Below are 26,616 nucleotides of genomic sequence, written 5' to 3'. Positions count from 1 at the left end.
ACTGGTGAGGTGAGCACTGGTGAGGTGGGTGTCGAGGTCGGCGACTCCGGTGACGAGCGGGCGGAGACGCCGCAGCCCCGGGTGACACCCGCGCCGTCGCACCTGGTCGACGCGGTCGACGACGCGCGGGCCGCGGCCGTCGAGGAGGCGGCCGACGAGCTGGGCGACGACGCGGCCGTGGCCGCCGTCGGCGCGCACCTGGGCACGACCGTCGAGGACGACGGCTCGGTCACCCACTCCTTCGCCGCGCACCTGCCCGGCTACCGCGGCTGGCGCTGGGCGGTCACCGTCGCCGCCGCGGCCGGTGACGGGCCGGTGACGGTCTCGGAGTCGGTGCTGCTGCCCGGCTCGACCGCACTCGTCGCGCCCGACTGGGTGCCGTGGGACCAGCGCGTGCGCCCCGGTGACCTCAAGCCCGGCGACCTGCTGCCCACCCCGGCCGACGACCCCCGCCTGGTGCCGGGATACGTCGACTCCGGGGACCCGGCCGTCGACGCGCTGGCCCGCGAGGTCGGCCTCGGCCGCGAGCGGGTGCTGTCGTTCGAGGGCCGCGCCGCCGCCGCCGAGCGCTGGCAGGACGGGGAGCGCGGCCCGGCCGCCGACCTCGCCCGGTCCGCGCCCGCGTCCTGCGGGACCTGCGGGTTCCTGGTGCCGCTCGCCGGGTCGCTGCAGGGCGTCTTCGGGGTCTGTGCGAACGGCTCCTCCCCGGCCGACGCCCAGGTCGTCGCCGTCGGCTTCGGCTGCGGCGCGCACTCCTCGGTCGCCGAGCCGTCCGGCTCCCCGGTCCACGTCTCGGCCCTGGTCTACGACGACGGCGTCGACCTCGAGCCGGTCGGCTCCTGAGCCCGACCGGCGTCGCGGGCGGCACCGATCCGTTCGGCACGGCGGCGCTGCGGGACGGGGTCCTGGCTGCCTGGTCGTCGTCGCCGACCCGGTTCCGGGAGGACGTCAACGCCGAGGACGACCTGCGCCGCGGCGGGTACGCCGACACCTGGGTCGCCGAGCTGCTCCAGAACGCCGCCGACGCCGCGCTCGCCGCGGACCTGCCCGGCCGGGTCCGGGCCGTCGTGGTGGACGGTGAGCTGCGCGTCGCCAACACCGGTGCCCCGCTCGACGCCGCCGGGGTCGCCGCGCTCGCCGCGCTGCGGGCCTCGGCCAAGCGGGACGCGGCCGGCGCGACCGGCCGGTTCGGCGTCGGGTTCGCCGCGGTCCTCGCCGTCTGCACCGCGCCCCGCCTGGTGACCGCCGCCGGCGGCGTCGCGTTCTCCGCGGCCCGGACCGCGGTCGAGGTGGCCGGGCTGGGCGGTGCCGCGGCCGCCGAGCTGGCCCGCGACGCCCGGGTGCCGGTGCTGCGGCTGGCCTGGCCAGCGCCGGAGGAGGAACCGCCGCCGCCCGGGTTCGCCACCGAGGTCCGGCTGCGCCCGGCGCCCGGCACCGACCCGCACGGCCTGCTCGACGAGCTCGCCCGCACCGCCGGGGACCTGCTGCTGGCCCTGCCGGGGCTGGAGTCGGTGACGGCGGGCGCGGTGACCGTCGCCCGCACCGACCTCGGCGACGGCCGGGTCCGCATCGGCGACGCCGGGTACCTGCTGGTCACCGGGGAGGCGGGTGTCCGCTGGGCGCTGCCGTTGCACGGCGACCGGCCCGCCCCGTACGGACCCGACGACGGCGAGGTCCTGCACGCCCCCACCCGCAGTGCCGAGCAGCTGTCGCTGCCCGCCCGGCTGGTCGCACCGTTCCCGCTGGACCCGGACCGGCGCCGGATCCGCGCCGGCGACCCGGGCGTCGACGTGCTGGTCGACGTGGCCGCGGCCGCCTACGCCGACCTCGTCCGGCGGGTCGACCCCGTCCGGCGGACCGCGCTCGTGCCCGGGCCGGGCTTCCCGCGCTCCCCGCTGGACGGGCGCCTGCGCGACGCCCTCTCCGCGACCCTCGCCCGCACCCCCTGGCTGCCCGCCGCCGCACCCCCCACCGGCACCGCACGAACGGACCCCTCGTCCGACGGGTCCGCACGAACGGCCCGTTCGTGCGGCGACGCGGGGCTGCTCGCGCCGGAGCGGGCGGAGTGGCTCGACGTCCCGGGCGACGGCCTGCCGGAGCTGCTCGCGGAGGCCGACCCGGCGTTCTCCCGGCTCGTCGCCTCCGGGGTCGTCCCGCCGGCGGGGCTCGGGGTGGACCCGGTCGGCGCGGCCGCGCTGGCCGAGCGGCTCACCGGCGTCGACGCGGCCCCGGGCTGGTGGCGCGCGCTGTACGCCGCGCTCGCCCCGGCCGTCGACACCGTCCCGGGTCTGGCCGCCGAGCTGGGCGCGCTGCCCGTCCCGCTCGTCGACGGTCGCCCGGTGCCCGGGCCCGCCTCGGTGCTGCTGCCCGTCGGGGGCGACCCGACCGGCGCGGCGGTGCTGCCCGAGCTGCGGATCGCCCACCCCGACGCCGTCCACCCGCTGCTGCGCCGCCTCGGCGCCGCCGACGCCGACCGCGACACCCTGCTCGACGCGCCCGCGCTGCACGCGGCCGTCGAGCGGTCCGCCGACGACGCCGAGGCGGGCCTGGACACCGTGCCGCTGGCCCGCGCCGTCCTCGCCCTGCTGGACACGACCGCCGCGCCGGACCCGCGGTTCGGCGCCCTCGCCCTCACCGACGACGACGGCCGCCCCGCCCGCGCGGACGAGCTGGTCCTGCCCGACGCCGCCGTCCGGGACCTGCTCGACCCGGACGCCCCGGTCGGCGTGCTGGGGCCGGAGTGGGCCGACGTTCCCCGCGACGCCCTGGTCGCCGCGGGCGTGCTGGACCGGTTCACGGTCGTCGCGTTCGACCCCGACGTGCTGCACGACGCCGAGCACTACCCCGGCGACGGCGACCCCCCGCCCGCCGTCCGCGACCTCGACCTCGTCGCCGACGATCGCTGGCCCGCGGCGCTGGCCGTGCTCGCCGGCGACCGCGACACCCGGGCCGCGCTGCTCACCGGCTACACCGCCTGGTGGCTGTCGCGCCACGTCCGCCTCGACGGCCGGCTGGCCGGCACGTGGCGGCTGCGCTCGGCGACCGGGCTGACCGGGCTCTACGACGAGGTCGGCGCCCTGCCCGGCGTCGACGACGCGGTGCTCGCCGCCGTCGGCGTCCGGGACCGGGTCGTCGTCGACGGGCCGGACGAGGTCGCCGAGCTGCTCGACCGGCTGGCCGATCCCGCGCGCACGGTGACCGGGGAGGTGGCCGCGGCCGCCTACTCCGCGCTCGCCGCGGCCGTCGCCGACGGCCGGGTGGACCTCGACGACGTCGACCCGCCGGACCGGGTCCGCACGGTGACCGGGTCGGTCGCGCCGACCGACCGCGCCGTCGTCGTCGACGCGCCGTGGGTGCTGCCCGCGCTGGACGCGCTGCCCGCCGTCCCCGGCGGGCCCGATCCCGCCGCACTCGCGGAGCTGCTCGACGTGCCGCTGGCCTCGGACCGGGTCGCCGGGACCGCCCGCGGCACCGGCACCCCCGGCCCGTGGACCGCCGACCCCGAGGTCGTCCTGGCACTGGCCGCGCTGGGGGAGACCGCGCCCCCGGGGCGGCTGCACCGGCACGACGAGCTGGTCGTCGACCTCGACGACGGCGGGACGGTGACCGTCCCGGCCTGGCCCGGCCGCGGCGACGACTGGCACGCCGCGGACCCGCTGCGGGCTCTGGTGGCTGCGCTGGCGCTCCGGCGCCGTGTCAGGATGCTCCGGTGAGTGAGCGACTGCCCCGACGGGTCGCGGTGCTGTCGGTGCACACCTCCCCGACCGAGCAGCCCGGCACCGGCGACGCCGGCGGGATGAACGTCTACGTCGCGCAGACGGCGATCCGGATGGCCCGCCGCGGCGTCGAGGCGGAGATCTTCACCCGCGCCACGTCGTCGGAGCAGCCGCCGACGGTGGAGCTGGAGCCGGGCGCGACGGTCCGGTTCGTCGCGGCCGGCCCGTTCGAGGGCCTCGGCAAGGACGACCTGCCGAGCCAGCTGTGCGCCTTCACCGCGGGGGTGCTGCGGGCCGAGGCCCGCCACGACCCGGGCTGGTACGACGTCGTGCACTCCCACTACTGGCTCTCCGGCCAGGTCGGGTGGCTGGCCCGGGACCGCTGGGGGGTCCCGCTGGTGCACTCCGCGCACACCCTGGCCAAGGTCAAGAACGCCGCGCTGGCCGCCGGGGACACCCCCGAGCCGCGGGTGCGGGTGATCGGCGAGGACCAGGTCGTCGCCGAGGCCGACCGGCTGGTCGCCAACACCGAGATCGAGTCCAAGCAGCTGCTGGACCTCTACGACGCCGACCCGCACCGCACCGTCACCATCCCGCCCGGGGTGGACACCGACCGCTTCCGGCCCGGGGACCGGGCCGCGGCCCGCGCCGGGCTGGGCCTGCCCGCCGGTGCCGTGGTGCTGGCGTTCGTCGGGCGCATCCAGCGGCTCAAGGCCCCCGACGTGCTGCTGCGCGCCGCCGCCGAGCTGGTCGCGCGGGCGCCGGAGCTGCGGGAGCGCCTCGTCGTGCTCGTCGCGGGCGGGCCGTCCGGGTCCGGCCTGGCCGAGCCGACGTCGCTGCACGAGCTGGCCGCCGAGCTGGGGATCACCGACCTCGTCCGGTTCCTGCCGCCCCGGGCCGGCGACGAGCTGGTGACCGTCTACCGGGCGGCCGACGTCGTCGCCGTCCCGAGCCACAACGAGTCCTTCGGGCTGGTCGCGCTGGAGGCCCAGGCCTGCGGGACGCCGGTGGTGGCGACCCGGGTGGGCGGGCTGCCGGTCGCCGTCGCCGAGGGCCGGTCCGGGCTGCTCGTGACGGGGCACGACATCTCCGACTGGGCCGACGCGCTGGGCGAGCTCGCGCTCGACCCGGGCCGTCGCGAGCAGATGGGGCGGACCGCGGCGACGCACGCGCACCGCTTCTCCTGGGACCGCACGACCGACGCCCTGCTGGGCGCCTACGACGAGGCCCGCACCGAGTTCGCGGCGCGGCGACGGAGGGACGTATGAGCGACCTGGAGCAGCGGATCGGGGCCGCGCTGGCCGACTCCGGCGCCGAGCACGTCCACCGCGGGCCCGGACAGTGGCTGGTCACCCTCCCCGGCGAGGCCCGGCTCCAGACCCAGACCTGGCTGATCCTGCGCGAGCAGACCCTCGCGGTGCAGGCGTTCGTGTGCCGCAGGCCCGATGAGAACCACGAGGGCGTCTACCGGTTCATGCTGCTGCGCAACGCCAAGCTCTACGGCGTGCACTACTGCCTGGACCGGGTCGGGGACATCCACCTCGTCGGGCGGCTGGCGCGCCACGCCGTCACCGCGGACGAGCTCGACCGTGTCCTCGGTTCGGTGCTGGAGGCCGCCGACGGCGACTTCAACACCTTCCTGGAGCTGGGCTTCGCCTCCTCCATCCGCCGCGAGTACGCCTGGCGCAGCGAGAACGGCGAGTCGACCGCGAACCTGGCGGCGTTCGAGCACCTCTTCCAGTGACCCACGGGTAACTTTTCACCGCGCTACGGGGACGGCACCTGGAGGGTGCGCCTAGCATGGCGCGAACCCCCGACCGGACGTCCGTCACGTCCGGCCCGCAGGACCTCGCGAAGGAGCGAACCTTGTCGTTGCGCAGCCCGTACCCGGACGTCGAGATCCCCGACGTCTCGCTCACCGAGTTCCTGTTCGCCGACGGGTTCGGCGACCGGGCGGACGCGCCGGCGATCGTCGACGGCACCACCGGCGACCAGCTGACCTACACCGAGTTCCACGGCCTGGTCGAGAAGATCGCCGGCGGGCTCGCGGCCCGCGGTGTCGGGACGGGCGACGTCGTCGCGCTGTTCGCGCCGAACCTGCCGCAGTGGGCGGCGCTGTTCCACGGCATCCTGCGCGCCAACGGCATCGTGACCAGCGCGAACTCGATGTACACCGGCGGCGAGCTGGCCCACCAGCTCAAGGACTCCGGCGCGAAGATGGTCATCACCGTCTCGCCGTTCCTCGACCGCGCCGTGGCCGGGGCGAAGGAGGCCGGGCTGTCCTCCGACGTCGTCCTCACCATCGACGCCACCGAGGGCCACGACTCGCTGCGCGACCTCGTCTCCTCGGGCGCGCCGGCCCCGGAGCTCACCACCTCCGCGGACGACACCGCGGTGCTCCCCTACTCCTCCGGCACCACCGGCCTGGCCAAGGGCGTGGTGCTGACCCACCGCAACCTGGTGGCGAACCTGCTCCAGATCCAGGTCATGGGCGACGTGACCAGCGAGACCAAGATCATGGCGTTCCTGCCGTTCTTCCACATCTACGGCATGACCGTGATGATGAACCAGGGTCTGCACGCGCGCGCCACCGTCGTCACCATGCCGAAGTTCGACCTCGAGCAGTTCCTGACCATCACCCAGGACCTGCAGGTCGACCGCCTCTACATCGCCCCGCCGGTCGCCGTCGCGCTGGCCAAGCACCCGATCGTCGACAAGTTCGACCTGTCCTGCGTGACGACGATCTTCTCCGGGGCCGCCCCGCTGGACGGGGAGCTCGGCCGCGCCGTCGCCACGCGGCTGGACTGCACCGTGCTGCAGGGCTACGGCATGACCGAGCTGTCCCCGGTCAGCCACTGCATGCCCGACGACCGCGGCGACCTCGACCTGAACTCGTCGGGCTTCGCGCTGCCGAACATCGAGTGCAAGCTGGTCGACCCGGAGTCCGGCCAGGAGGTCGGCGTCGGCGAGCGCGGCGAGCTGTGGGTGAAGGGCCCGAACGTGATGGTCGGGTACCTGAACAACACCGACGCCACCGACGCCACCAAGGACGCCGACGGCTTCCTGCACACCGGTGACATCGCCGTCGTCGACGACGAGGGCGTCTACTCGATCGTCGACCGGGTCAAGGAGCTCATCAAGTACAAGGGCTACCAGGTGCCGCCGGCCGAGCTGGAGGCGCTGCTGCTGACCCACGACAAGATCGCCGACACCGCGGTCATCGGGGTCAAGGACGCCGACGGCGAGGAGGTCCCGAAGGCGTTCGTGGTGAAGCAGGCCGCGGGTGCGGACCTGACCGAGGACGACGTCATGAGCTTCGTCGCCGAGAAGGTCGCGCCGCACAAGAAGGTGCGCGTGGTCGAGTTCATCGAGCAGATCCCGAAGTCGGCCTCGGGCAAGATCCTGCGCAAGGACCTGCGGGCCCGGGAGAACGAGAAGGCCTGACGCTCTGAGCGGCCGTTCCGTCGTCGGCACCCTTCCCGGCCCCGCACCCGAGCTGCCGGCACGGATCCGCGGTCCACGGGGAGGGGCTCGGCCGTGCCTCGGTGACGGCCCGGGGCGTCCGGGACGACCGCGGCCGGCTCCTCGCCGCGTGCGGGTCGAGGTGTGCGACGACGTCGCCCGGGTGGACCGCCTGGTCGTCGCGCCGGACCGGCAGGGGCAGGCCTCGGGTCGGACTGCTCGCGTCGCGTGGTGCCGGCTCGGCGACGCCGTGACGACGGTCGCGCTGTTCACCGGCGAGCACAGCGCGGGCAACCTCCGCCTGTGCCGGCGGGCCGACTACGCCGAGACGCACCGGACGGGCACCGGCACCTACGTGCCGGTCCACCTGACCCAGGCCGGCACGTCGTTCTCGGGGTGACGGGCGGGTGCGACGGGGCGGGTGCGGGTCAGCGGCCCGCGGTCTGCTCGGGGGTCTCGCCGAAGGCGCGCGTGTAGGCCACGCGGAACCCGCCCGGGCGCACGAAGCCCCACCGGCCCGCGATGCGGCCGACCGAGGTCGCGTCGCCGGAGGCGCGGAGGTCGGCGCGCACGCCGTCGAGCCGGGCCCGCCACAGCACGGCGCCCGGGTCGGTCCCGGCCCGGCGCAGCCCGGCGACCGCGGCGCGGGCCGGGCCCCCGGTCAGCCGGGCCAGCTCCGCGGGGTCGACGGGACGGTGCGCGTGGGCGCGCAGGTGCTCGGTGACGCGGCGGACCAGCCGGGCGGGCAGGGCCGGGGTGCGGGGCCGGCCGCGCCGGGCGACCTCGTCGAGCACGGTGTTCGGGAACGTCTCCAGGAACCGCGACGCCAGCAGCCCGAACGCCTCGTCGACCGCGACGGACCCGTCCAGCAGCATCGGGTTGCCGAGCACCCGGTCGCGCACGTGCACCACGGTCGCGGCCCAGCGCTGCGCGTGCGCCCCGCTCAGCGGGGTGATCCCGGACAGCCGCACCCGGTCGACCACGACGCCGTGCACCTGCCCGGCCCAGCGGGTCAGGGCCGCCGCGTCGAGGGCGACGACGTCGAGGTCGATGTCCTCGGCGAGGTCCCGGAAGCGGCCCTCGGGCGGGAGCACGCCGACGTCGCCGGGCTGCAGCAGCACGGTGCCGTACGCCTCGGTGTCCATGCGCATGCGTCCGCCCTGCACCAGGTCGATCATGAAGTCGTTCTCGACCGGGTCCACCGTCGCGTCGATCTCGGCGGTCACCCACAGGTCGCTCAGCGAGAACCCCGGGGCGGCGAGGGTCTCGTTCCCCACCTCGAAGTCGCGGCCGTCGCCCATCGGCCGCACGACCGCGCCCGCGTAGAACTCCGCGGCGAACCGTTCGACGTCGGCCGCCGACCCCATGCGGAGGCTCAGGCGTCGCACTCCGTTGCCGGGCGGTTGTCCGTTCACTCGCCCTCCACCGGTGCACCGGGTGATCGGATGCGGAAAGCTACCCCGTGACCGGGCGTCGGCGCGACCCGCGTCACCGCGGAACGGCCGGGCCCCGGCCGTAGCCTCCACACATGGCGACCCCCTGGACGATCACCGTCGACTGTGCCGACGCACGCCTGCTCGCGGAGTTCTGGAGCGCCGCGCTCGGCTACGCCCCGGCCCCTCCGCCGACCGGGTTCGCGACCTGGGAGGCGTGGATGGTCCACCACGAGGTGCCCGCCGACGAGTGGGGCGACGTCGCCGCGATCAGCGACCCGGACGGTGCGGGCCCGCGGATCTCGTTCCTGCGGGTCGACGAGCCGCGCACGGTGAAGAACCGGCTGCACCTGGACCTGCAGGTCTCCGGCGGCCGGCACCTGCCCGCCGAGCTGCGCGGCGAGCGCCTGGCGGCGGAGGCACGTCGGCTGTGCGCGCTCGGCGCCCGGGTCGTCGAGGAGCACCTGTCCCCGGGTTCTCCCCATGTGGACCACCTGTGGATGGCCGACCCGGAGGGCAACGACTTCTGCATCGTGTGAGCGGTCAGGGGGCGTCGGCGAGGTCCGCGACGTCGTCGGCGCAGCCCCAGGACAGGGTGATGCCGGAACCGCCGTGCCCGTAGTCGTGGATCACCCGCGGCCGGGTCGCGGTGGCGGGCTCGGCCTCCAGCCGCACCTCCGGGCGGGCCGGGCGCAGGCCCGCGAGGTGCTCCAGGACCTCGGCGTCACCCAGGGCGGGGACGATGTCGCGGCAGCGTCGCAGGATCGCCTCGCCGGCGGCCGGGTCCGGCGTCGCGTCCCAGACGCCCTCGTCGAGGGTGCCGCCGAGGACGCAGTCGTGCGCGCGGGGGTGCACGTACGCGCGTCCGCCGGGGTGCGCCTCGTCGCGGACCGACATCGTCAGGCCGGGGTTGGTGACGCGCACGATCTGTCCCCGCACCGGGGTCACCGCGGTGTCACCGACCAGTGTGCGCGCGCCCATCCCGGAGCAGTGCACGACGAGGTCGGCGTCCCGGCCGGCCTCGTCGAGCGAGGTGACGCGGCGGCGTTCCAGGACGATCCCGAGGCGCCCGGCCTCGGCGGCCAGCCAGGGCAGGTGCACCGGCATCTCGACCAGCGGCACGGCGAAACGCAGGCCGTGGGCGTAGCCGGGTGGCAGCTCGCCGGGCCGGGCCGGGCGGACCTCGCCGACGGCGTCGGCCCACCACTGCGGCTCCGGCTCGGTCCGGTAGAGGGTCAGCGACTCCCGCATCACGACGCCGGGGACGCCGTCGGCGGCCTGTCGGGCCAGCTCGGTGAAGGTGCGCCGGCCCCAGTCGAGGACCTTGTCCCGCGGCCCGGCGCGGGTCGGGAACCACACGGCCGCGGCCAGGTGCGACGTCGACGCCTCCACCGGTGCGTCGGCCAGCACCCGCACCGACCAGCCCCGCTCCCGCAGCCGGACCGCGCAGCTCAGGCCCGCGATCCCGGCGCCGACCACCACCGCCCGCCGGTTGCCTCCCATGCCGGCGATCCTCGCAGCCACCGGCCCCGGATCGTCATCCGGACGTCGACGCCCGGCCACCCGCGGGGCGCACACTCGGCCCGTGACCGCACCGCTGCTGACCGGCCCGGCACTGGCCCGCCGGGCCGCGCTCGTCCTCGCCGTCCCGCTGCAGGCCGCGCTGGGCGCCCGGCTGCTCGACGACGCCGACCCGGCCGCCGGGGTCGCGTTCACCGTCGACGAGCTCGCCGACGGCGGCGCGGGCGGTGCGCACGCCGGTGCGCTGGCCGTCGGGCTGGAGGTGGCCGCGCTGCTCGCGGTCCTGCCGCACCTCACCGAGGCCGAGCACGCGGTGTCGGTGTCCACCGCGGTCACGCTGCCCGCGCAGGCCCCGCGGGGCCGGGAGGTCGCGTTCCGCGGAACGCTCGACCGGCGCACCGGCCGCTCCGCGTTCACCGCGGTGACGGCCGTCTGCGACGGCGTCGTGGTCGCCCGGGCCCAGGTCGTGAAGGCCGTCGTCGGCCTTCAGCCGGGGTAGGCGGCGTCGAAGAACGCCAGCTCCAGATCCACCGCGCGCACGAACAGTGCCGCGACACGCTCCCGCTGGGCGGTGTCGAGCCGGTCGGCGGCGCGGTCGAGCTCGTCGCGCAGGAACGCGACCCACTCCTCGAACTCGACGCCGCGGTGCAGCTCGATCCACTCACGGGAGATCCGGTCGTCGGGGGTGGTGGCGCCCGGCCGTGTCGCCCAGTCCAGGTACAGCCACTCGGCGACGACCAGCACGGCCAGCGTCTCGGCGTACCCGGCGTCGCGCGCGGAGTCCATCAGGTCGACGAACCCGACGGTCGGCGCGGTCCGCTCCGGCTCGGTGTTCCCGTCCAGCTCACCGAGCGAGCGCTCGAAGTAGTCGTTCTCCGGGCCCGCGACCAGCCCCAGCTGACGGGCCAGCCGGACCCGCGGGCCGGGCCGGTCGGCCGTCGCGACGGCGGCGCCGAGCAGCGCGAGGAACGAGTCGACGAACTGCAGGTCCTGCTCCAGGTAGTGCCGCAGCACGCCGCGGTCCAGGCTGCCGTACCACAGCTCGTCGACGAACCGGTGTCCGACCGCCGCGTCCCAGGTCGCGGCCGTCGACTCGCGCAGCTGCACGCTGAATCCCATGCCGCCCAGGCTAGGCGCAGCCCCCCGGACGCGGCCCGGGGTGTGACAACGGGCGACGCCCGGGTGACCATTGCGCAACGCACCGGCCGCCGCCGGCTGTGGCACCGAGGAGGGGAGGCGCCATAACGGAGACCGCGAACCGGACGGAGGCCGGTGGCGAGCTGAAGGCGGGGCTGCGCGACCGGCACGTCACGATGATCAGCATCGCCGGGGTGATCGGCGCCGGGCTGTTCATCGGCTCCGGCAGCGCGATCGCCACCGCGGGCCCCGCGGTGCTGCTGGCCTACCTCTTCGCCGGGACGCTGGTCGTGCTGGTGATGCGGATGCTCGGCGAGATGGCGGCCGCGCAGCCGGACTCCGGCTCGTTCTCCACCTACGCCGACCGGGCGATCGGGCCGTGGGCCGGGTTCACCGTCGGCTGGCTGTACTGGTGGTTCTGGGTCCTCGTGATCCCGGTGGAGGCCACCGCGGCCGCGGTCATCCTCCATTCGTGGCTGCCGGGGGTGCCGCAGTGGGGCTGGGCGCTGGCCGTCACCGTGCTGCTGACGGTGACCAACCTGTCTCCGTCGCCAACTACGGCGAGTTCGAGTTCTGGTTCGCACTCCTCAAGGTGGTCGCGATCATCGCGTTCATCGTCGTCGGGGTGCTCGCGGTGCTGGGCCTGTTGCCCGGCTTCGTCGGCGACGACTCGTCGGTGTCGGGGCTGTCCCGGCTGGTGTCCGAGGGCGGGTTCCTGCCGAACGGGCCGGGCGCGGTGGTCGCCGCGGTGCTGGTGACGATGTTCAGTTTCATGGGCACCGAGATCGTCACGATCGCGGCCGCGGAGTCCGGCGACCCGGCCCGCGGGATCGGCCGGGCCACCCGCTCGGTGATCTGGCGGATCGCGGTGTTCTACCTGGCCTCGATCCTGCTCGTCGTCGCGATCGTGCCGTGGAACGACCCGCGGCTGCCCGAGGTCGGCTCCTACCAGGCGGCCCTGGAGGCGCTGGGCGTCCCGTCGGCCAAGCTGATCGTCGACGTCGTGGTGCTCGTCGCCGTCGCCAGCTGCCTGAACTCGGCGCTGTACACGGCGTCGCGGATGCTGTTCTCCCTCGGTCGCCGCGGGCAGGCCCCGGACCTGGTCAACCGGACCACCGGGCAGGGCGTGCCGCGGTTCGCGGTGCTCGGGTCGACGCTGGTCGGGTTCGTCGCGGTGATCGCGAACTACGCCTTCCCGGAGGAGGTCTTCGCCGCGCTGCTCGCGACCTCCGGCGCGATCGCACTGCTGGTCTACCTGGTCATCGCGGTGTCCCAGCTGCGGATGCGCCGGGTGCTGGAGCGCGACGGCGTCGCGATGCCGGTGCGGATGTGGGGCTACCCGGTGCTCACCTGGGCGGTGATCGTCGTGATCCCGGTGGTGCTCGTCTACATGGCCACCCGCGAGGGCTCGCGCTTCGAGCTGGGCATGACCGCGCTCATCGCGGCCGGCGTCGTGGGTGTCGGCGTGCTGCTCACCCGGCGTCGCGCGCGGGCTGCCGTGCGGTGACCCCACGGCGCTCGCCTACGGTGATCACGCGCGAGGGGGTGGGGCGATGACGGCGCGAGCACTGGTCCGCAACGGGGCCATGCCGCTGTGGCAGCAGCTGTTGGCGGACCTGCGCCGCCGGCTGTCCGACGGCGAGTTCGACGAGGCGCTGCCCGGCGAGTTCGCGCTGGCCGCCGACTACGGGGTCAGCAGGCACACCGTGCGCGAGGCGCTGCGCCGGCTGCGGGACGACGGCGCCGTCGTCGCCGGGCGGGGGCGGGTCGCCCGCCCGACCGTGCGCTCGGAGATCGAGCAGCCGCTCGACGAGCCGTACTCGCTCTACGTGGCGGTCGAGTCCGCCGGGCGCACCCAGCGCAGCGTGGTGCGGACCTTCGAGGTCCGCGCCGACGGCGTGGTCGCGGCCCGGATGGGGCTGGAGGAGTCCACGCCGCTGGTACACCTGGAGCGGCTGCGTCTCGCCGACGCCGAGCCGCTCGCCGTCGACCGGGTGTGGCTGCCCGAGGAGCTGGCGGCGCCGCTGCTCGACGTCGACTTCACCCACACCGGCATCTACCCCGAGTACCGGCGCCGCTGCGGGATCCGCGTCGACGGCGGCATGGAGAACATCCGGGCCGTGCTGCCCGGGCGCGGCGAGCGGGAGCTGCTCGGCATCGACGAGGGCGTCGCCGCCCTGTCGATCGAGCGGCTCGGCCTGTCCGCCGGGCGCCCCGTGGAGTGGCGGCACACCCTGGTCCGCGGCGACCGGTTCTCGGTCACCGCCCGGTTCTCGTCCCGCTCGGGTTACCGGGTGGACCTCAACGAGCCCGGCTGAGACGGGCTCAGGCCGGGACCGAGACGCCGATCCCGCCGCGGGTGTCCGCGCCGTAGCGGGCGATCTCGGCCGCGATGTCGAGCGGCTCGATGCGCATGTCGTGGTCGTCGCCGTCGATCAGGGCCGCCGGGACCAGCCAGCACACCTCGAACTCCAGACCGTCGGGGTCCTTCGCGTAGAGCGCCTTGGTCGTGCCGTGGTCGGAGGCGCCGACCAGCGCCCCGGCCGCCTGCAGCCGCTCGCCGATCCGGGCGAGCTCGCCGAGCGTGTCGACCTCCCACGCCAGGTGGTAGAGCCCGACGGTCCCGCGGCCCGCCTGCGAGGCCCCGGCCTGCGCGCCGATCCCGAACAGGGCGAGGTCGTGGTCGTTGGTCGAGCCCTCGGCCTGCAGGAACGCGCCGCGCCCGCCCGGGAGCTCGACGACCGGGCGGAAGCCGAGGGTGTCGCGGTAGAAGCCGACGCTGCGCGGGACGTCGCGGACGTAGAGGACGGCGTGGTTGAGTCGCTGGACGGGCACGGCTGCTCCTTTGGTTGAACTCTCAATCGACTACGGTACGCGGTGTCCCGTGAGAGTTCAACGAGTCACCAGCCAGGTCAGGACCACGGCCGAGCGGGTGTGGTCGACGTTGGCCGCGAGCCGCAGCCGCTCCAGAGCGTCCTCCAGGGACCGCACGTCGCGCGAGCGCAGCAGGACCAGTGCGTCGGCCTCCCCGGTGACCGTCCCCGCCGTGACGACCTCGGGCACCGCCGACAGCATCCGCTGCAGCTCGGCCGGGGCCACCGTGCCGCGGCAGAACAGCTCGACGTAGGCCTCCACGCCCGGGCCCTGCTCGACGTCGGGGTCCACCTGCACGGTGAAGCCCCGCACCACGCCGCGGGTGGTCAGCCGGTCCACCCGGCGTCGCACCGCCGACGCCGACAGGCCCACCCGCTCGCCCAGCTCGGCCCAGCCGGCCCGCCCGTCGACCCGGAGGAGGTCCAGCAGTCTGCGGTCGATCGCGTCGATCCCGTCCACGACGCCGGATGCTAGACCGGAGCGCGCGGAACCAGCGCCGAACCGGGACGGCACGCGCAGATCGTGCGCCCGAAGCCGAGAAACGCACGGGGTAGGCGCGCCATGCTGTGCCCATGACCTCTGTGCTGATGTGCCGCCCCGAGCACTTCACGGTGAGCTACCGGATCAACCCCTGGATGCGTCCGGAGCAGGCGACCGACACCCGGCTCGCGCTGGCGCAGTGGGAGACCCTGCACGCGGTCTACCGCGACCTCGGGTTCGACGTCCGGCTCGTCGACCCGCTGCCCGGGTACCCGGACATGGTCTACGCCGCCAACGGCGGCACCGTGATCGACGGGACCGCGCTCACCGCCCGGTTCCGGCACACCGAGCGCGCCGCCGAGGGGCCTGCGTACGGCGCGTGGTTCCGGGCCGCCGGGTTCGCCGTGCACGAGGCCCGCCACGTCAACGAGGGCGAGGGCGACCTGCTGCTCGTCGGCGACACCGTCTACGCCGGCACCGGGTTCCGCACCGACCCGCGCGGGCACGCCGAGGCCGCGGAGGTGTTCGGCCGCGAGGTCGTGTCCCTGCAGCTGGTCGACCCGCGTTACTACCACCTCGACACCGCGTTCGCGGTGCTCGACCCGGCCGGCGGGCCGGGCGCGGTCGCCTACCTGCCCGGCGCGTTCGACGACGCCTCCCAGGAGGTGCTGCGGTTCCGCTTCCCGGACGCGGTGGTCGTCTCCGACGACGACGCGGCGGTGCTGGGCCTGAACTGCTTCTCCGACGGGCGCACCGTCGTCCACGCGCCCCAGGCCGAGAAGTTCGCCGCCGACCTGGCCGAGCGCGGGTTCGGCACCGTCGGCGTCGACACCTCGGAGCTGCGCCGGGGCGGCGGCGGGATCAAGTGCGCCACGCTGGAGCTGCGGTCGTGACCGCCGTGGTCCCGGGCACCGACCCGCAGATCGCCCTCGCCGAGGAGTTCGGCGTACGGAACTACGCGCCGTTGCCGGTCGTGCTGTCCCACGGCGACGGCGCCTGGGTCACCGACGTCGACGGCGTCCGCTACCTCGACGCGCTGGCGGGCTACTCCGCGCTCAACTTCGGGCACCGCCACCCCGCGCTCACCGCGGCCGCGCACGCCCAGCTCGACACGCTCACCCTGACCGCGCGGGCGTTCCACAACGACCGGCTGCCGGCGTTCCAGCGCGACCTCGCCGCGCTGACCGGCACCGAGGCCGTCCTGCCGATGAACACCGGCGCGGAGGCCGTCGAGTCCGCGGTGAAGGTCGCCCGCGCCTGGGGGTACCGGGTGAAGGGCGTGCGGCCGGGGACGGCGCGGATCGTCGTCGCCGGGGGGAACTTCCACGGCCGCACGACGACGGTGGTCTCCTTCTCCGACGACCCGGTCGCCCGCGACGACTTCGGCCCGTTCACCCCCGGCTTCGACCGCGTCCCCTACGGCGACGCCGACGCGCTGGCCGCCGCGCTCACCGACGACACCGTCGCGGTGCTGCTCGAACCGGTCCAGGGGGAGGCCGGGGTGCTCGTGCCGCCACCCGGTTACCTGCGCGCGGTCCGCGCGCTCACCGAGCGGCGGGGCGTGCTGCTGGTCTGCGACGAGATCCAGTCCGGGCTCGGCCGGGCCGGGGCCACGCTGTGCACCGACCTGTCGGGGGTGCGCGCCGACCTCTACACCCTCGGCAAGGCGCTCGGCGGTGGGATCGTGCCGGTCAGCGCCGTCGTCGGGCGGCGCGACGTGCTGGGCGTGCTGCGCCCCGGCGAGCACGGCTCCACCTTCGGCGGCAACCCGCTCGCCGCCGCCGTCGGGTCCGCGGTGTGCGCGCTGCTGGCGACGGGGGAGTACCAGGCGCGGGCCCGCGAGCTCGGCGCGCACCTCGACGCGCGGCTGCGCGCGCTGCCCGGGCTCACCGCCGTGCGCGGGGTGGGGCTGTGGTCCGGCGTCGACGTCGACCCGCGGATCGGCACCGGCCGCGACGTGTGCGTCGCACTCGCCCGGCGCGGGGTGCTGGCCAAGGAGACCCACGGCGTGACCGTGCGGCTGTCCCCGCCGCTGGTGGTCACCCACGACGAGGTGGACGTGCTGGTGGACACGTTCGGGGCCGCGCTCGGGGACCTTTCCCGGGGATAGGTGGCAGGCTGTCCGCCATGCCGACCCTCGTACTGCTGCGTCACGGTCAGAGCGACTGGAACGCGAAGAACCTGTTCACCGGCTGGGTGGACGTGCCGCTCTCCTCCCAGGGCGAGGCGGAGGCCCGCCGGGGCGGCGAGCTGCTGGCCGAGGCGGGCGTCGCGCCCGACGTCGTGCACACCTCGCTGCTGCGCCGCGCCATCTCCACCGCGAACATCGCCCTCGACGCCGCCGACCGGCACTGGATCCCGGTCAGGCGCGACTGGCGCCTCAACGAGCGCCACTACGGCGCGCTGCAGGGCAAGGACAAGAAGCAGACCCTGGAGCAGTACGGCGAGGAGCAGTTCATGCTCTGGCGCCGCTCCTACGACACCCCGCCGCCCGCGATCGAGAAGGGCTCGGAGTTCTCGCAGGACGCCGACCCGCGCTACGCCGGCGTCGACGCCCCGCTGACCGAGTGCCTGGCCGATGTCGTCGACCGGTTCCTGCCGTACTGGACCGAGGCCGTGGTGCCGGACCTGCGCGACGGGAAGGTCGTGCTGCTCGCCGCGCACGGCAACTCGCTGCGCGCGCTGGTGAAGTACCTCGACGGGATCTCCGACGCCGACATCGCCGGCCTCAACATCCCCACCGGCATCCCGCTGGTCTACGACCTCGACGACGACCTGACGCCGACGAACCCGGGCGGGCGCTACCTCGACCCGGCCGCGGCGCAGGAGGCCATCGCCGGAGTGGCGAACCAGGGTCGCTGACCCGTCGCCGCGCCCTCCGGCGCCGGGAGCGCCGGGGGGACGGACGGGGTTCGCTGAACCCACGGTGAACGGGGACCGAACAGTGTCGCGCGAAGGGGTCGCGGGCGTCACCATCCGGTGTCCGGCGCTGGTCAGGGGGTACCCCCGGCTGCCTACCATGCAGCCGTGACCACGCTCGCGTGGCTGATCTCGGCCCTCGCCCTGCTCCTCGGTCTCACCGCCGGGGCGGCACTGGCGCGACGGCCGTCGCACGGCCGGCCCAGCCCCGGCACCGGCCGCCCCCCGGCGGACCCCGTGGCCGCCGACGGACCCACCCTCGGCGAGCTGCTGCACCGCACGTTCCGCCAGTCGAGCTCCGGGCTCGCCGTCGTCGGGGCCGGGGGCGAGGTGCTCCTGCACAACCCGCGGGCCGCCGCGCTCGGCGCCGTCACCGGCGAGCGGCTCGATCCGCGCGCACTGGCCGCCTGCCGGCGGGTGCAGGGCGGGGACCGGCTGCTCGGCTCCGGCGACTACACCGTCGACCTCTCACCGCTGGACCGCACGCCCCGCCGCCCGGTCGCGGTGCAGGCCAGGGTCCGCTCCCTCGGCGACGGGTTCGCGCTGGTCGAGGCCGTCGACACCTCCGAGGTGGCCCGGCTGGAGGCGACCCGGCGCGACTTCGTCGCCAACGTCTCGCACGAGCTCAAGACCCCGGTCGGCGCGGTCGCGCTGCTGGCCGAGGCCCTGCTCGACAGCCTCGACGGCCTGGAGCCCGCCGGCGGCGGGGAGCCCGATCCGGAGGCCGTCCGCGAGGTCCGCCGGTTCGGCGACAAGCTGCTGCGCGAGGCGACCCGGATGGGGAACCTGGTCTCGGAGCTGATCGCGCTGTCCCGGCTGACCGGCGCCGAACGGCTGCCCGCGCTGGCCGCCGTCGACGTCGACGAGGTCGTCTCCGAGGCGCTGACCCGCAGCCGCATCTCCGCCGAGTCGCACGCCGTCGAGATCACCGCCGACGAGACCTCGGGGCTGGTCGTCGACGGCGACCGCACGCTGCTCGTCACCGCGCTGACGAACCTCCTGGAGAACGCGATCGCCTACTCCGCGGCGGACTCGTCGGTGTCGGTGAGCCGACGCGCGGTCGACGGCTCGATCGAGATCGCCGTGACCGACCGCGGCATCGGCATCGCCCCCGAGCACCAGCAGCGGGTCTTCGAGCGCTTCTTCCGGGTCGACCCGGCCCGCTCGCGGGCCACCGGCGGCACCGGTCTCGGCCTGGCGATCGTCAAGCACGTCTGCGCCAACCACGGTGGCGAGGTGCGGCTGTGGAGCCGCCCCGGCACCGGATCGACCTTCACCATGCGCCTGCCCGCCCGGATGGGCATCGGCGGCGCCCCCCACGGTGAGGCTGCCGCCGGCAGCTCCCCCCAGACCGCCGGAACCGGAGGATGAGATGACCAGGGTGCTGATCGTCGAGGACGAGGAGTCCTTCGCCGACCCGCTCGCGTTCATGCTGCGCAAGGAGGGGTTCACCACCGCCGTCGCGGCCAACGGCAACGACGCGCTGAGCGAGTTCGACCGCAACGGCGCCGACATCGTGCTGCTGGACCTGATGCTGCCCGGCATGAGCGGCACCGACGTCTGCAAGGCGCTGCGCTCCCGCTCCGCCGTGCCGGTGATCATGGTGACCGCCCGCGACAGCGAGATCGACAAGGTCGTCGGGCTGGAGCTCGGCGCCGACGACTACGTCACCAAGCCCTACTCGGCACGCGAGCTCATCGCCCGCGTCCGCGCGGTGCTGCGCCGCGGCGGTGAGACCGGCGGCGAGACCGAGGGCGGCACCGGTGTGCTGGAGGCCGGCCCGGTGCGGATGGACGTCGAGCGGCACGTCGTGTCGGTCAACGGCGACGAGGTCGCGCTCCCGCTCAAGGAGTTCGACCTGCTGGAGTACCTGCTGCGCAACGTCGGGCGGGTGCTCACCCGCGCCCAGCTGATCGACCGGGTGTGGGGCGCGGACTACGTCGGCGACACCAAGACCCTCGACGTGCACGTCAAGCGGCTGCGGTCCAAGGTCGAGGGCGACCCCTCGACGCCCAAGCACCTGGTCACGGTGCGCGGGCTCGGCTACAAGTTCGACGTGTGAGCCAGGGGTTGCCCGACGGTCGATAACGGCTCGGTAACCTGATCGGGTGCGCCTGGCCGTTCTCGACGTGGGGTCCAACACCGTTCACCTCCTGGTGGTGGACGCCCACCGCGGTGCTCACCCGAAGCCCATGTCGTCGGAGAAGGACCAGCTGCGCCTGGCCGAGCACCTCGACCGCAGGGGAGCGCTGGGCCGCGACGGCGTGAAGGCGCTGCTGGAGAGCGTGCACCGGGCCCGGGACACCGCCCGGGCCGCCGGCTGCGACGACCTCCTGGCGTTCGCCACGTCCGCGCTGCGCGACGCGACGAACTCCGCCGAGGTCCTCGCCCGGGTGCAGCGCGAGACCGGGGTGGCGCTGGAGGTCCTGCCCGGCGAGGACGAGGCCCGCTGGACCTTCCTCGCCGTCCGCCGCTGGTGCGGCTGGTCGGCCGGGCGCCTGCTCGTGCTCGACATCGGCGGCGGCTCGCTGGAGCTGGCCGTCGGGCGCGACGAGACCCCCGACGTCGCCGCGTCGGTGCCGCTGGGTGCGGGCCGGCTGACCCGCGAGGCGTTCACCTCCGACCCGCCGTCGCGGGCGGAGGTCGCCGCGCTGACCGAGCGCGTCCGCGACGAGATCGCCCCCGTCGCCGGACGGCTGCGTGCTGCGGGGCGCCCGGACCGGGCCGTCGGCACCTCCAAGACCTTCCGGACGCTGGCCCGGCTCGCCGGTGCCGCGCCGTCCAGCGCCGGGCCGGGCGCCCGCCGCACGCTGACCGCGCAGGGCCTGCGCCAGCTGTCGGCGTTCATCACCCGGATGTCGGGTCCCGACCTCGCCCAGCTCGACGGCGTGAGCGCCAGCCGGGCGCACCAGCTCGTCGCCGGGGCGGTCGTCGCGCAGGCCGCGATGGACGCCCTCGGCGTGACCGAACTCGAGATCTGTCCGTGGGCGTTGCGCGAGGGAGTGATCCTCCGGCGCTTCGACATGCTCGATGGGACGAACGGGGACGACCGCTCGGCGCAGACATCCCCGGGCGGGCTTGGACCCTTGACAACACACAGGGCACGGTGGTCGTGATGAGTGTGGACAGCGGAGAGCCTCGCCAGCGGACGGTCGCGGAGCTCCTGGCCGCCAACGGCGGCCAGCAGCCCGGACGACGCCGCCGTCGTCGCGCCGCGGAGGACGACGAGGGGCCCGGCGCCCCGTCGTCCGCGGCACCCGCGCGGACCGACGTGGCGGCCCCGCCGCGACGCCCGGCGGCCGGCGACCGTGTCCGCCCGCCCGAGGGCGCGGGCGGGTTCGCCCCGCGCGGCGGCGACGGTCCGCCCCCCACCGAGCACCCCTCGTTCCCGCCCGCGCGCCGCCCCGACCCCTCCGAGGGGCCGGCCGGGCGCGCACCGGAACCGTTCGTGCCGAACGGCAACGCCCCGAACGGCGGTGCTCCCCACGGCGGCGCCCCGAACGGCGGCGCCCCGAACGGCGGCGGCCCGAACGGCGGCGCGCCCCACGGGACCACGGCCTTCGGCGGCGCCCCGAACGGTGCCCCGCCCAGCAGGCCGCAGGGCCCGCCCCCCGGGCAGTGGTCCGCCGGTCCCGGCCCGGCCCCGCAGGCCCGGCCGCTGCCGCCCGAGCCGCAGGGCCCGCCGAACGGCCGTCCCTACGGCCACGACGACGGCCCCGCCACCCAGGCCTGGGGCCCCCGCGGCGACGGCCCGCGTCCGGCCGGTACGTACGGCCCGCCCGGTGCGGCCGACGACGTCCCCGACGAGATCCCCACCAGCAGGCTCGGCGCCCGCCGCCCGGCCCCCGCGACCGACGACGACGGCGGCCCGCCCACCCAGTTCGGCGCCCCGCCGCTGGACGACGAGCACGACGGCCCCCGTCCGCATCCGGCCGACGCGGGCCCGCCGACCGGTGCCTACGACCCGTACGCCGACGACGACCGGCAGGGCTACGACGACCGGGGCCGCGACGACCGGGGCTACGAGGACCCGGGCTACGACCCCCGCCACGACGACCGCCACGGCCCCGCCGGGTCCGAGGACGGGCCCGGCTCCTCCGACGGCGGCCGCACCGGTGTGCTCGCCCCCGAGCGCCCGCAGGACGAGGGCTACGACGACTACGAGGACCACGGCGAGCTCGCCGCCGGCGCCGCCGAGGAGGACGAGCCCCCGCGTCGCCGCTTCGGGCGCCGCGGCGCCGTCACCGACGGCGGTGCGCAGCCGCCCGCGGGCCTCGACGGCGACACCCCGGCCGGTGCGGCCGGGACCGGCCAGGCCTGGGCGGTCGTCATCGCCCAGTGGATCGGCGGAGCCGTCGCCGGTGCGGCGATCTGGGTGCTGTTCCGCTACCTGTGGACCTCGCTGCCGGTCGTCGCGATCGGTGTCGCGGTCGCGGTCACCATCGGTCTCGTGCTCGGTGTGCGGGCCCTGCTGCGCCAGGACGACCTGAAGACCACGTTGTTCGCGGTGCTCGTCGGACTGCTGTTGACCGTGTCCCCGGCCATGTTGGTGTTGGTGGACCGGTAACGATGGGCGACGGTGCGACGAGTCCACTATTCGTGGCACCGTCGCGTCTGACCACCGCCGACCTGACCGGGTCGGCCCCCGTCGCGCTGTCCACGGCCTCGGTCTACCCGGAGGGCGTCGCCGCCGGGTTCGAGATCGCCGGTGAGCTGGGCTATGACGGCGTCGAACTCATGATCTGGACCGACCCGGTCAGCCAGGACCCGCGCGCGGTCGAGCGCCTGGTGCACCGCCACGGGGTGCCGATCCTCGCGGTCCACGCACCCTGCCTGGCCGTCACCCAGCGGGTCTGGGGTGCCGACCCGGTGCACCGGCTGCGGCGCACCGTCGAGGTCGCCGCCCGGCTGGGCGCGCGCACCGTGGTGGTGCACCCGCCGTTCCGCTGGCAGCGCCGCTACGCCGACGTCTTCGCCGACGAGGTCGCCCGCGCCCACGAGGTCCACGACGTCACGCTGCCGGTGGAGAACATGTTCCCGGTGACCCGCGGCGGGATCAGCACCGTGCCCTACGCGCTGGGCCACGACCCGACGGGCATCGGGTTCGGCGCGTACACCCTGGACCTGTCGCACACCGCCGCGGCCGGCGTCGACGCGCTCGACCTCGCCGAGCGGATGGGGGACCGGCTCACCCACCTGCACCTCACCGACGGCTCCGGTGCCCCGCGCGACGAGCACCTGGTCCCCGGCCGCGGGGCGCAGCCGTGCGCCGAGGTGTGCCAGCGCCTGGCCGACTCCCGGTTCGCCGAGGACGGCGGCACCGTCGTCCTGGAGGTGTCGACCCGGCGCTGCCGGACCCGGCAGGAGCGCACCGCGCTGCTCGCCGAGTCACTGCTGTTCGCCCGGCTGCACCTCACACCGACGATGTCCGCCGTCGCTCCTACCCGTGGGTAACATGCCCGTATGAGCAGTACGACGGTCCGGCCGTTCGCCGACTCGCACGTGATCGAGACCCTCGGGGACGGCCGGTTCCGCGCCCGGCTCGACGAGACCTGGGCGATCGGGGACAAGGCCTTCGGCGGCCTGCTGATGGTGCTCATGGCCAAGTCCGGGCTGACCCGGCTCGCGGCCGACGACGCCCCCGCGCCCGACCCGCTGGCCGTCGCCGTGGACTTCCTGCGCGCGCCCGACCTGGGCCCGGTCGAGATCACGACCGACCCGCTCAAGATCGGGCGGACGGTGTCCACGGTCGCCGTGCGGCTGCACCAGGAGGGCAGGCTCATGCTGCACTCCACCGTCACCGCCGGCGTGCTGCCGACCGGGGCCCCGCGGCTGGACGACGGCTCCGCGCTCGCCGTCGAACCGGACCCGGACGCGCTCGACCCGGCATCGGCCGAGGGCGGCGCCCGCGGCCTCGCCGCCGCCTGCGAGCTGCGCTACCCACGCGGCGCGCTGCCGTTCCTGCGCGGCGAGACCGGGCCGCCGGAGATGACCGGCTGGGTCCGCCCGCGCGGCGAGGAGCCGGACGTGCTGTTCGCGCTGATGGCCGGCGACATCCTGCCCCCGACCGTGTTCAACCTCGGCGGGACGTTCGGCTGGGCGCCGACGGTGCAGCTCACCGCGCTGCTGCGGGCCCGCCCCGCCCCGGGCTGGCTGCGGGTCGGGTCCCGCTCGCGTGCGGTGTCGAGCCCGCCCGCCGGTGGCGGCGTGGCGAGCGCGCAGTTCGACGAGGACGTGACCGTCGTCGACGCGCGCGGCCGCACCGTCTGCCAGGCCCGCCAGCTCGCCCTGGCCCCGCTGGCCCGCTGAGGGGTTCCTACGCTGCCCCCATGACGAGGATCGCGGTACTGGGCGGGGGACGGATCGGCGAGGCGCTGCTCGGCGGGCTGCTGGCGGCCGGGCGGGACGCCGGTGACCTGGTGGTGGCCGAGCGGTACCCGGCGCGGGCGCAGGAGCTGACCGCGTCGCTGGGGGTCACCGCGGCCCCGGTCGACGAGGCGGTGCGCGGGGCCGGGACGGTCGTCGTCGCCGTCAAGCCGCAGGACGTCGTCACGCTGCTCGGCGAGGTCGCCGGGGCGCTGGAGCCGGGCGCGCTCGTCGTGTCGCTGTGCGCGGGCCTGCCGACCTCGCTGTTCGAGGGCGCCCTGCCCGACGGCACGCCGGTCGTGCGGGTCATGCCGAACACCCCGATGCTGCTCGGCGCGGCGATGTGCGCGATCTCCCCGGGCGCGCACGCGACCCCCGCGCACCTCGACGAGACCGAGGCGCTGCTGTCCACCGTCGGCGCGGTGCTGCGCCTGGACGAGGCGAAGCAGGACGCCGCGACCGCGCTGTCCGGCTCCGGGCCCGCGTACTTCTTCCTCGTCGCCGAGGCGATGATCGAGGCGGGCGTCGGGCTGGGCCTGACCCGCCCGGACGCGACCGAGCTGACCGTGCAGACCGCGCTCGGCGCCGCGCGGATGCTGCGCGAGACGGGCGAGCACCCCGCGGTGCTGCGGGAGGACGTCACCTCGCCGGCCGGCACGACGGCCGCCGCCCTGCGCGAGCTGGAGCGGCACGGGCTGCGCGCGGCCCTGGCCGACGCGGTCACCGCGGCGCACGACCGCTCGGTGGCGCTGGGTCGCGGCTGACCCGGGCCGCCGGTACCTCGTTCAGCTCATCGTATGACGCAAAGTCACACGGACGCGCCGTCCTGTAGCACGATCGGGCCCCCCTCTGGCGGACCGATCGTCACATCCGCCCCGGTAGACTGCACCTGCATCCCCCACCACCGGGCGAACCGGGGAACCCGTCTCGGGGGAGGAAGGCGGTGCCCCATGGTGGCGGAACGTCCCGAGCCCCTGCGGTCGTCCCAGGTCCAGTTCCTGACGGTGGCCGAGGTCGCGTCGATGATGCGCGTCTCGAAGATGACCGTGTACCGGCTCGTCCACTCCGGCGAGCTGCCCGCCGCGCGGGTCGGTCGCTCGTTCCGCGTGCCGCAGCGCGCGGTCGAGGACTACCTGCGCAACGCCTACTTCGACGCGGGCTGATCCCCGGTGGGGTGAAGGCCGGTACGCCCGGGTAGACTGGGCAACCGGCTGCCGACCCCCACCGGTCGCATCGCGTCGTCGCCCCGCTCCGGCGGGCGTCGCCCGGCCCGCGCCTCGTGTCCACGTACACGGATCGTGCGGGCGGCCCACTCCGAGGTCACCCGGTGGAGCGGTCGCTGACGATCTGCGTCGACACAGGAGGAGCACCCACATGGGCTCGGTCATCAAGAAGCGCCGCAAGCGGATGTCGAAGAAGAAGCACCGCAAGCTGCTGCGCAAGACCCGGGTGCAGCGCCGCAAGCTCGGCAAGTGACTCGCGCACCGGCCGCGCCCCCGCTCCCCGCGGGTGCGCGGCCGGTGTCGTTGTGGCGGTCCGCCCCCCGGACGGACGCGTCGCGCACCTCACGTGTCCGCGTACCTGCCCGGTGTGACGGGGCGGGACTACGATCGGCACGATCTCGCGTCAGCACCCGGTGAACGGAGCTCCCATGGACCGGCCGACCCCGAACGTCGTGCTGGTCACCGGGGTCAGCGGCTTCCTCGGCGGGCACCTCGCGGCCCGGCTGGCGGCCGACCCGGCCATCGACCGGGTGCTGGGCGTGGACACCGTCCCCCCGCCCCGGGACCTGCTGAAGCGGATGGGCCGCGCCGAGTTCGTGCGCGCCGACATCCGGAACCCGCTCATCGCGAAGGTCATCTCCTCGGCGAACGTCGACACCGTCGTGCACGCGTCGCTCTCGGCCAGCCCCGCCTCGGCGGGCGGCCGCGCGACGATGAAGGAGATGAACGTCATCGGCACGATGCAGCTCCTCGCCGCGTGCCAGAAGGCGACCAGCGTGCGCCGGGTCGTGCTCAAGTCGACGACCGCGGTCTACGGCTCCAGCTCCCGCGACCCCGCCGTGTTCGACGAGGCCATCGGGGCCAAGGACCTGCCCTCGGGCGGGTACGCCAAGGACGCCGCGGAGATCGAGGGCTACCTGCGCGGGTTCAGCCGTCGCCGCCCGGACGTCACCACGACGGTCCTGCGGTTCGCCAACTTCATCGGCCCGCGGATGGACACCGTGCTGTCGCGCTACTTCGCGCTTCCGGTCGTCCCCACCGTGCTGGGCTACGACGCCCGGATCCAGCTGCTGCACGAGGAGGACGGCCTCGCCGTGCTCGAGCGTGCCGCCACCCACGAGCTGCCGGGCGTGTTCAACGTCGCCGCGCACGGGGTGCTGATGCTGTCCCAGGCCATCCGGCGCGCGGGCAAGATCGCCGTCCCGGTGCCGAGCGGCGCGGTCGGCCCGGTCAGCCGGGTGCTGCGCGGCGCGCGCGTCGTCGACTTCTCCCCGGAGCAGATGCGCTTCCTCAACTTCGGCCGGGTCGTGGACCTCACCCGGCTGATCGACGACTTCGGCTTCGAGCCGCGGTGGACGACCACCCAGGCGTTCGACGACTTCGTACGCGGCAAGGCGCTGGCGCCGGTGCTCGGCCCGGAGCGGATCGCCTCGCTCGAACGGGGCGTGCTCGGCCTGGCCCGGTCGCTGCGGTGACGGGTCGGGA

27 protein-coding genes and 1 pseudogene are annotated in these 26,616 nt (G+C 75.5%); 23 read left to right on the top strand and 5 right to left on the bottom strand.

All coding sequences use genetic code 11. The features are described from left to right. Positions 1-9 precede the first annotated feature (9 nt). The 6 genes from WHI96_RS13665 (at position 10) to WHI96_RS13640 (ending at position 7,578) form a co-directional block, all read left to right on the top strand. Complete coding sequence (locus WHI96_RS13665; RefSeq protein WP_345640331.1) at positions 10-843, top strand: DUF3027 domain-containing protein; 834 nt, start codon at positions 10-12, stop codon at positions 841-843. Further along, positions 840-3,713 carry a sacsin N-terminal ATP-binding-like domain-containing protein gene (locus WHI96_RS13660; protein WP_432422461.1) on the top strand — a complete coding sequence of 958 codons (2,874 nt, stop codon included), beginning with the start codon at positions 840-842 and terminating at the stop codon, positions 3,711-3,713. Before WHI96_RS13665 ends, WHI96_RS13660 begins: the two co-directional genes overlap by 4 nt. Next, entirely contained in the window at positions 3,710-4,984 is a 1,275-nt protein-coding gene (mshA, locus tag WHI96_RS13655) for a D-inositol-3-phosphate glycosyltransferase (RefSeq protein WP_345640338.1), read from the top strand. Before WHI96_RS13660 ends, mshA begins: the two co-directional genes overlap by 4 nt. Continuing rightward, positions 4,981-5,460, top strand: coding sequence for a type III secretion system chaperone family protein (locus WHI96_RS13650; protein ID WP_226353960.1), 480 nt, complete (start codon positions 4,981-4,983; stop codon positions 5,458-5,460). Before mshA ends, WHI96_RS13650 begins: the two co-directional genes overlap by 4 nt. Before the next feature lie 122 nt (positions 5,461-5,582). Continuing rightward, entirely contained in the window at positions 5,583-7,160 is a 1,578-nt protein-coding gene (locus WHI96_RS13645; RefSeq protein ID WP_345640345.1) for an AMP-binding protein, read from the top strand. Between the two features lie 148 nt (positions 7,161-7,308). Further along, complete coding sequence (locus WHI96_RS13640; RefSeq protein WP_345640348.1) at positions 7,309-7,578, top strand: hypothetical protein; 270 nt, start codon at positions 7,309-7,311, stop codon at positions 7,576-7,578. A 28-nt stretch (positions 7,579-7,606) separates the two neighbouring features. Here WHI96_RS13640 and WHI96_RS13635 read toward each other — a convergent pair whose 3' ends face one another. Continuing rightward, entirely contained in the window at positions 7,607-8,593 is a 987-nt protein-coding gene (locus WHI96_RS13635; protein WP_345640351.1) for a helix-turn-helix domain-containing protein, read from the bottom strand. A 113-nt stretch (positions 8,594-8,706) separates the two neighbouring features. Between WHI96_RS13635 and WHI96_RS13630 the strand changes: the two genes are divergently transcribed. Beyond that, complete coding sequence (locus WHI96_RS13630; RefSeq protein ID WP_345640355.1) at positions 8,707-9,150, top strand: VOC family protein; 444 nt, start codon at positions 8,707-8,709, stop codon at positions 9,148-9,150. A 4-nt stretch (positions 9,151-9,154) separates the two neighbouring features. Here the strand turns inward: WHI96_RS13630 and WHI96_RS13625 are convergent, their stop codons facing one another. Next, positions 9,155-10,114 carry an FAD-dependent oxidoreductase gene (locus WHI96_RS13625; protein WP_345640358.1) on the bottom strand — a complete coding sequence of 320 codons (960 nt, stop codon included), beginning with the start codon at positions 10,112-10,114 and terminating at the stop codon, positions 9,155-9,157. 82 nt (positions 10,115-10,196) lie between these two features. Between WHI96_RS13625 and WHI96_RS13620 the strand changes: the two genes are divergently transcribed. Beyond that, positions 10,197-10,631, top strand: a complete 435-nt coding sequence (locus WHI96_RS13620) for a thioesterase, FlK family (RefSeq protein WP_208818914.1) — start codon at positions 10,197-10,199, stop codon at positions 10,629-10,631. Here the strand turns inward: WHI96_RS13620 and WHI96_RS13615 are convergent. Next, on the bottom strand, positions 10,619-11,251 hold the full coding sequence (locus WHI96_RS13615) for a TenA family protein (protein ID WP_345640368.1): 633 nt from the start codon (positions 11,249-11,251) through the stop codon (positions 10,619-10,621). The two genes, WHI96_RS13620 and WHI96_RS13615, sit on opposite strands and share 13 nt — an antisense overlap. Positions 11,252-11,445: 194 nt before the next feature. On the opposite strand from WHI96_RS13615, the pseudogene WHI96_RS13605 reads away from it, so the two are divergent. After that, positions 11,446-12,776 (top strand): annotated as a pseudogene (locus WHI96_RS13605) (amino acid permease). 46 nt (positions 12,777-12,822) lie between these two features. Next, positions 12,823-13,587 (top strand): GntR family transcriptional regulator, encoded by a 765-nt coding sequence (locus tag WHI96_RS13600; protein WP_345640370.1) that lies wholly within the window; start codon positions 12,823-12,825, stop codon positions 13,585-13,587. Positions 13,588-13,594: 7 nt separating this feature from the next. Here WHI96_RS13600 and WHI96_RS13595 read toward each other — a convergent pair whose 3' ends face one another. Further along, positions 13,595-14,104 (bottom strand): VOC family protein, encoded by a 510-nt coding sequence (locus WHI96_RS13595; protein WP_100878790.1) that lies wholly within the window; start codon positions 14,102-14,104, stop codon positions 13,595-13,597. 57 nt (positions 14,105-14,161) lie between these two features. Then, entirely contained in the window at positions 14,162-14,593 is a 432-nt protein-coding gene (locus WHI96_RS13590; protein WP_345640492.1) for an Lrp/AsnC family transcriptional regulator, read from the bottom strand. A 122-nt stretch (positions 14,594-14,715) separates the two neighbouring features. On the opposite strand from WHI96_RS13590, the gene ddaH reads away from it, so the two are divergent. From ddaH to WHI96_RS13525, 13 genes are all read left to right on the top strand, one after another. Continuing rightward, a complete protein-coding gene (ddaH, locus tag WHI96_RS13585) occupies positions 14,716-15,516 on the top strand; it encodes a dimethylargininase (protein ID WP_345640373.1) in 801 nt (266 codons plus the stop codon). After that, positions 15,513-16,733, top strand: coding sequence for an ornithine--oxo-acid transaminase (rocD, locus tag WHI96_RS13580; protein WP_425571501.1), 1,221 nt, complete (start codon positions 15,513-15,515; stop codon positions 16,731-16,733). The genes ddaH and rocD overlap by 4 nt, the downstream gene beginning before the upstream one ends. Positions 16,734-16,750: 17 nt before the next feature. Beyond that, positions 16,751-17,485, top strand: a complete 735-nt coding sequence (locus WHI96_RS13575; RefSeq protein ID WP_345640376.1) for a phosphoglyceromutase — start codon at positions 16,751-16,753, stop codon at positions 17,483-17,485. Positions 17,486-17,650: 165 nt separating this feature from the next. Next, positions 17,651-18,913 carry a sensor histidine kinase gene (locus WHI96_RS13570; protein ID WP_345640379.1) on the top strand — a complete coding sequence of 421 codons (1,263 nt, stop codon included), beginning with the start codon at positions 17,651-17,653 and terminating at the stop codon, positions 18,911-18,913. A gap of 1 nt (position 18,914) precedes the next feature. Beyond that, on the top strand, positions 18,915-19,604 hold the full coding sequence (locus WHI96_RS13565) for a response regulator (protein WP_062398072.1): 690 nt from the start codon (positions 18,915-18,917) through the stop codon (positions 19,602-19,604). A gap of 46 nt (positions 19,605-19,650) precedes the next feature. Beyond that, positions 19,651-20,658: a Ppx/GppA family phosphatase gene (locus tag WHI96_RS13560; RefSeq protein WP_345640384.1), complete on the top strand. Its 1,008-nt coding sequence runs from the start codon at positions 19,651-19,653 to the stop codon at positions 20,656-20,658. Further along, a complete protein-coding gene (locus tag WHI96_RS13555) occupies positions 20,658-22,109 on the top strand; it encodes an Rv0497 family membrane protein (RefSeq protein ID WP_345640387.1) in 1,452 nt (483 codons plus the stop codon). The genes WHI96_RS13560 and WHI96_RS13555 overlap by 1 nt, the downstream gene beginning before the upstream one ends. 32 nt (positions 22,110-22,141) lie before the next feature. Beyond that, positions 22,142-22,996 (top strand): sugar phosphate isomerase/epimerase family protein, encoded by an 855-nt coding sequence (locus tag WHI96_RS13550; protein WP_345640390.1) that lies wholly within the window; start codon positions 22,142-22,144, stop codon positions 22,994-22,996. 9 nt (positions 22,997-23,005) lie between these two features. After that, positions 23,006-23,851, top strand: a complete 846-nt coding sequence (locus tag WHI96_RS13545) for a thioesterase family protein (protein WP_345640393.1) — start codon at positions 23,006-23,008, stop codon at positions 23,849-23,851. 20 nt (positions 23,852-23,871) lie between these two features. Continuing rightward, the gene (gene proC / locus WHI96_RS13540) at positions 23,872-24,672 is read left to right on the top strand and encodes a pyrroline-5-carboxylate reductase (protein WP_345640397.1); all 801 of its coding nucleotides are present in this window, start codon (positions 23,872-23,874) and stop codon (positions 24,670-24,672) included. Positions 24,673-24,858: 186 nt separating this feature from the next. Further along, complete coding sequence (locus WHI96_RS13535; RefSeq protein ID WP_345640400.1) at positions 24,859-25,071, top strand: helix-turn-helix domain-containing protein; 213 nt, start codon at positions 24,859-24,861, stop codon at positions 25,069-25,071. A gap of 211 nt (positions 25,072-25,282) precedes the next feature. After that, positions 25,283-25,384 (top strand): 30S ribosomal protein bS22, encoded by a 102-nt coding sequence (locus tag WHI96_RS13530; protein ID WP_010241351.1) that lies wholly within the window; start codon positions 25,283-25,285, stop codon positions 25,382-25,384. Between the two features lie 175 nt (positions 25,385-25,559). After that, on the top strand, positions 25,560-26,606 hold the full coding sequence (locus WHI96_RS13525) for an NAD-dependent epimerase/dehydratase family protein (RefSeq protein WP_062398059.1): 1,047 nt from the start codon (positions 25,560-25,562) through the stop codon (positions 26,604-26,606). Positions 26,607-26,616: the final 10 nt, after the last annotated feature.

The sequence above is a fragment of the Pseudonocardia tropica genome, from assembly GCF_040105315.1.
Lineage (GTDB): Bacteria > Actinomycetota > Actinomycetes > Mycobacteriales > Pseudonocardiaceae > Pseudonocardia > Pseudonocardia alni.
This window is presented reverse-complemented; position numbering and strand designations above follow the sequence as displayed.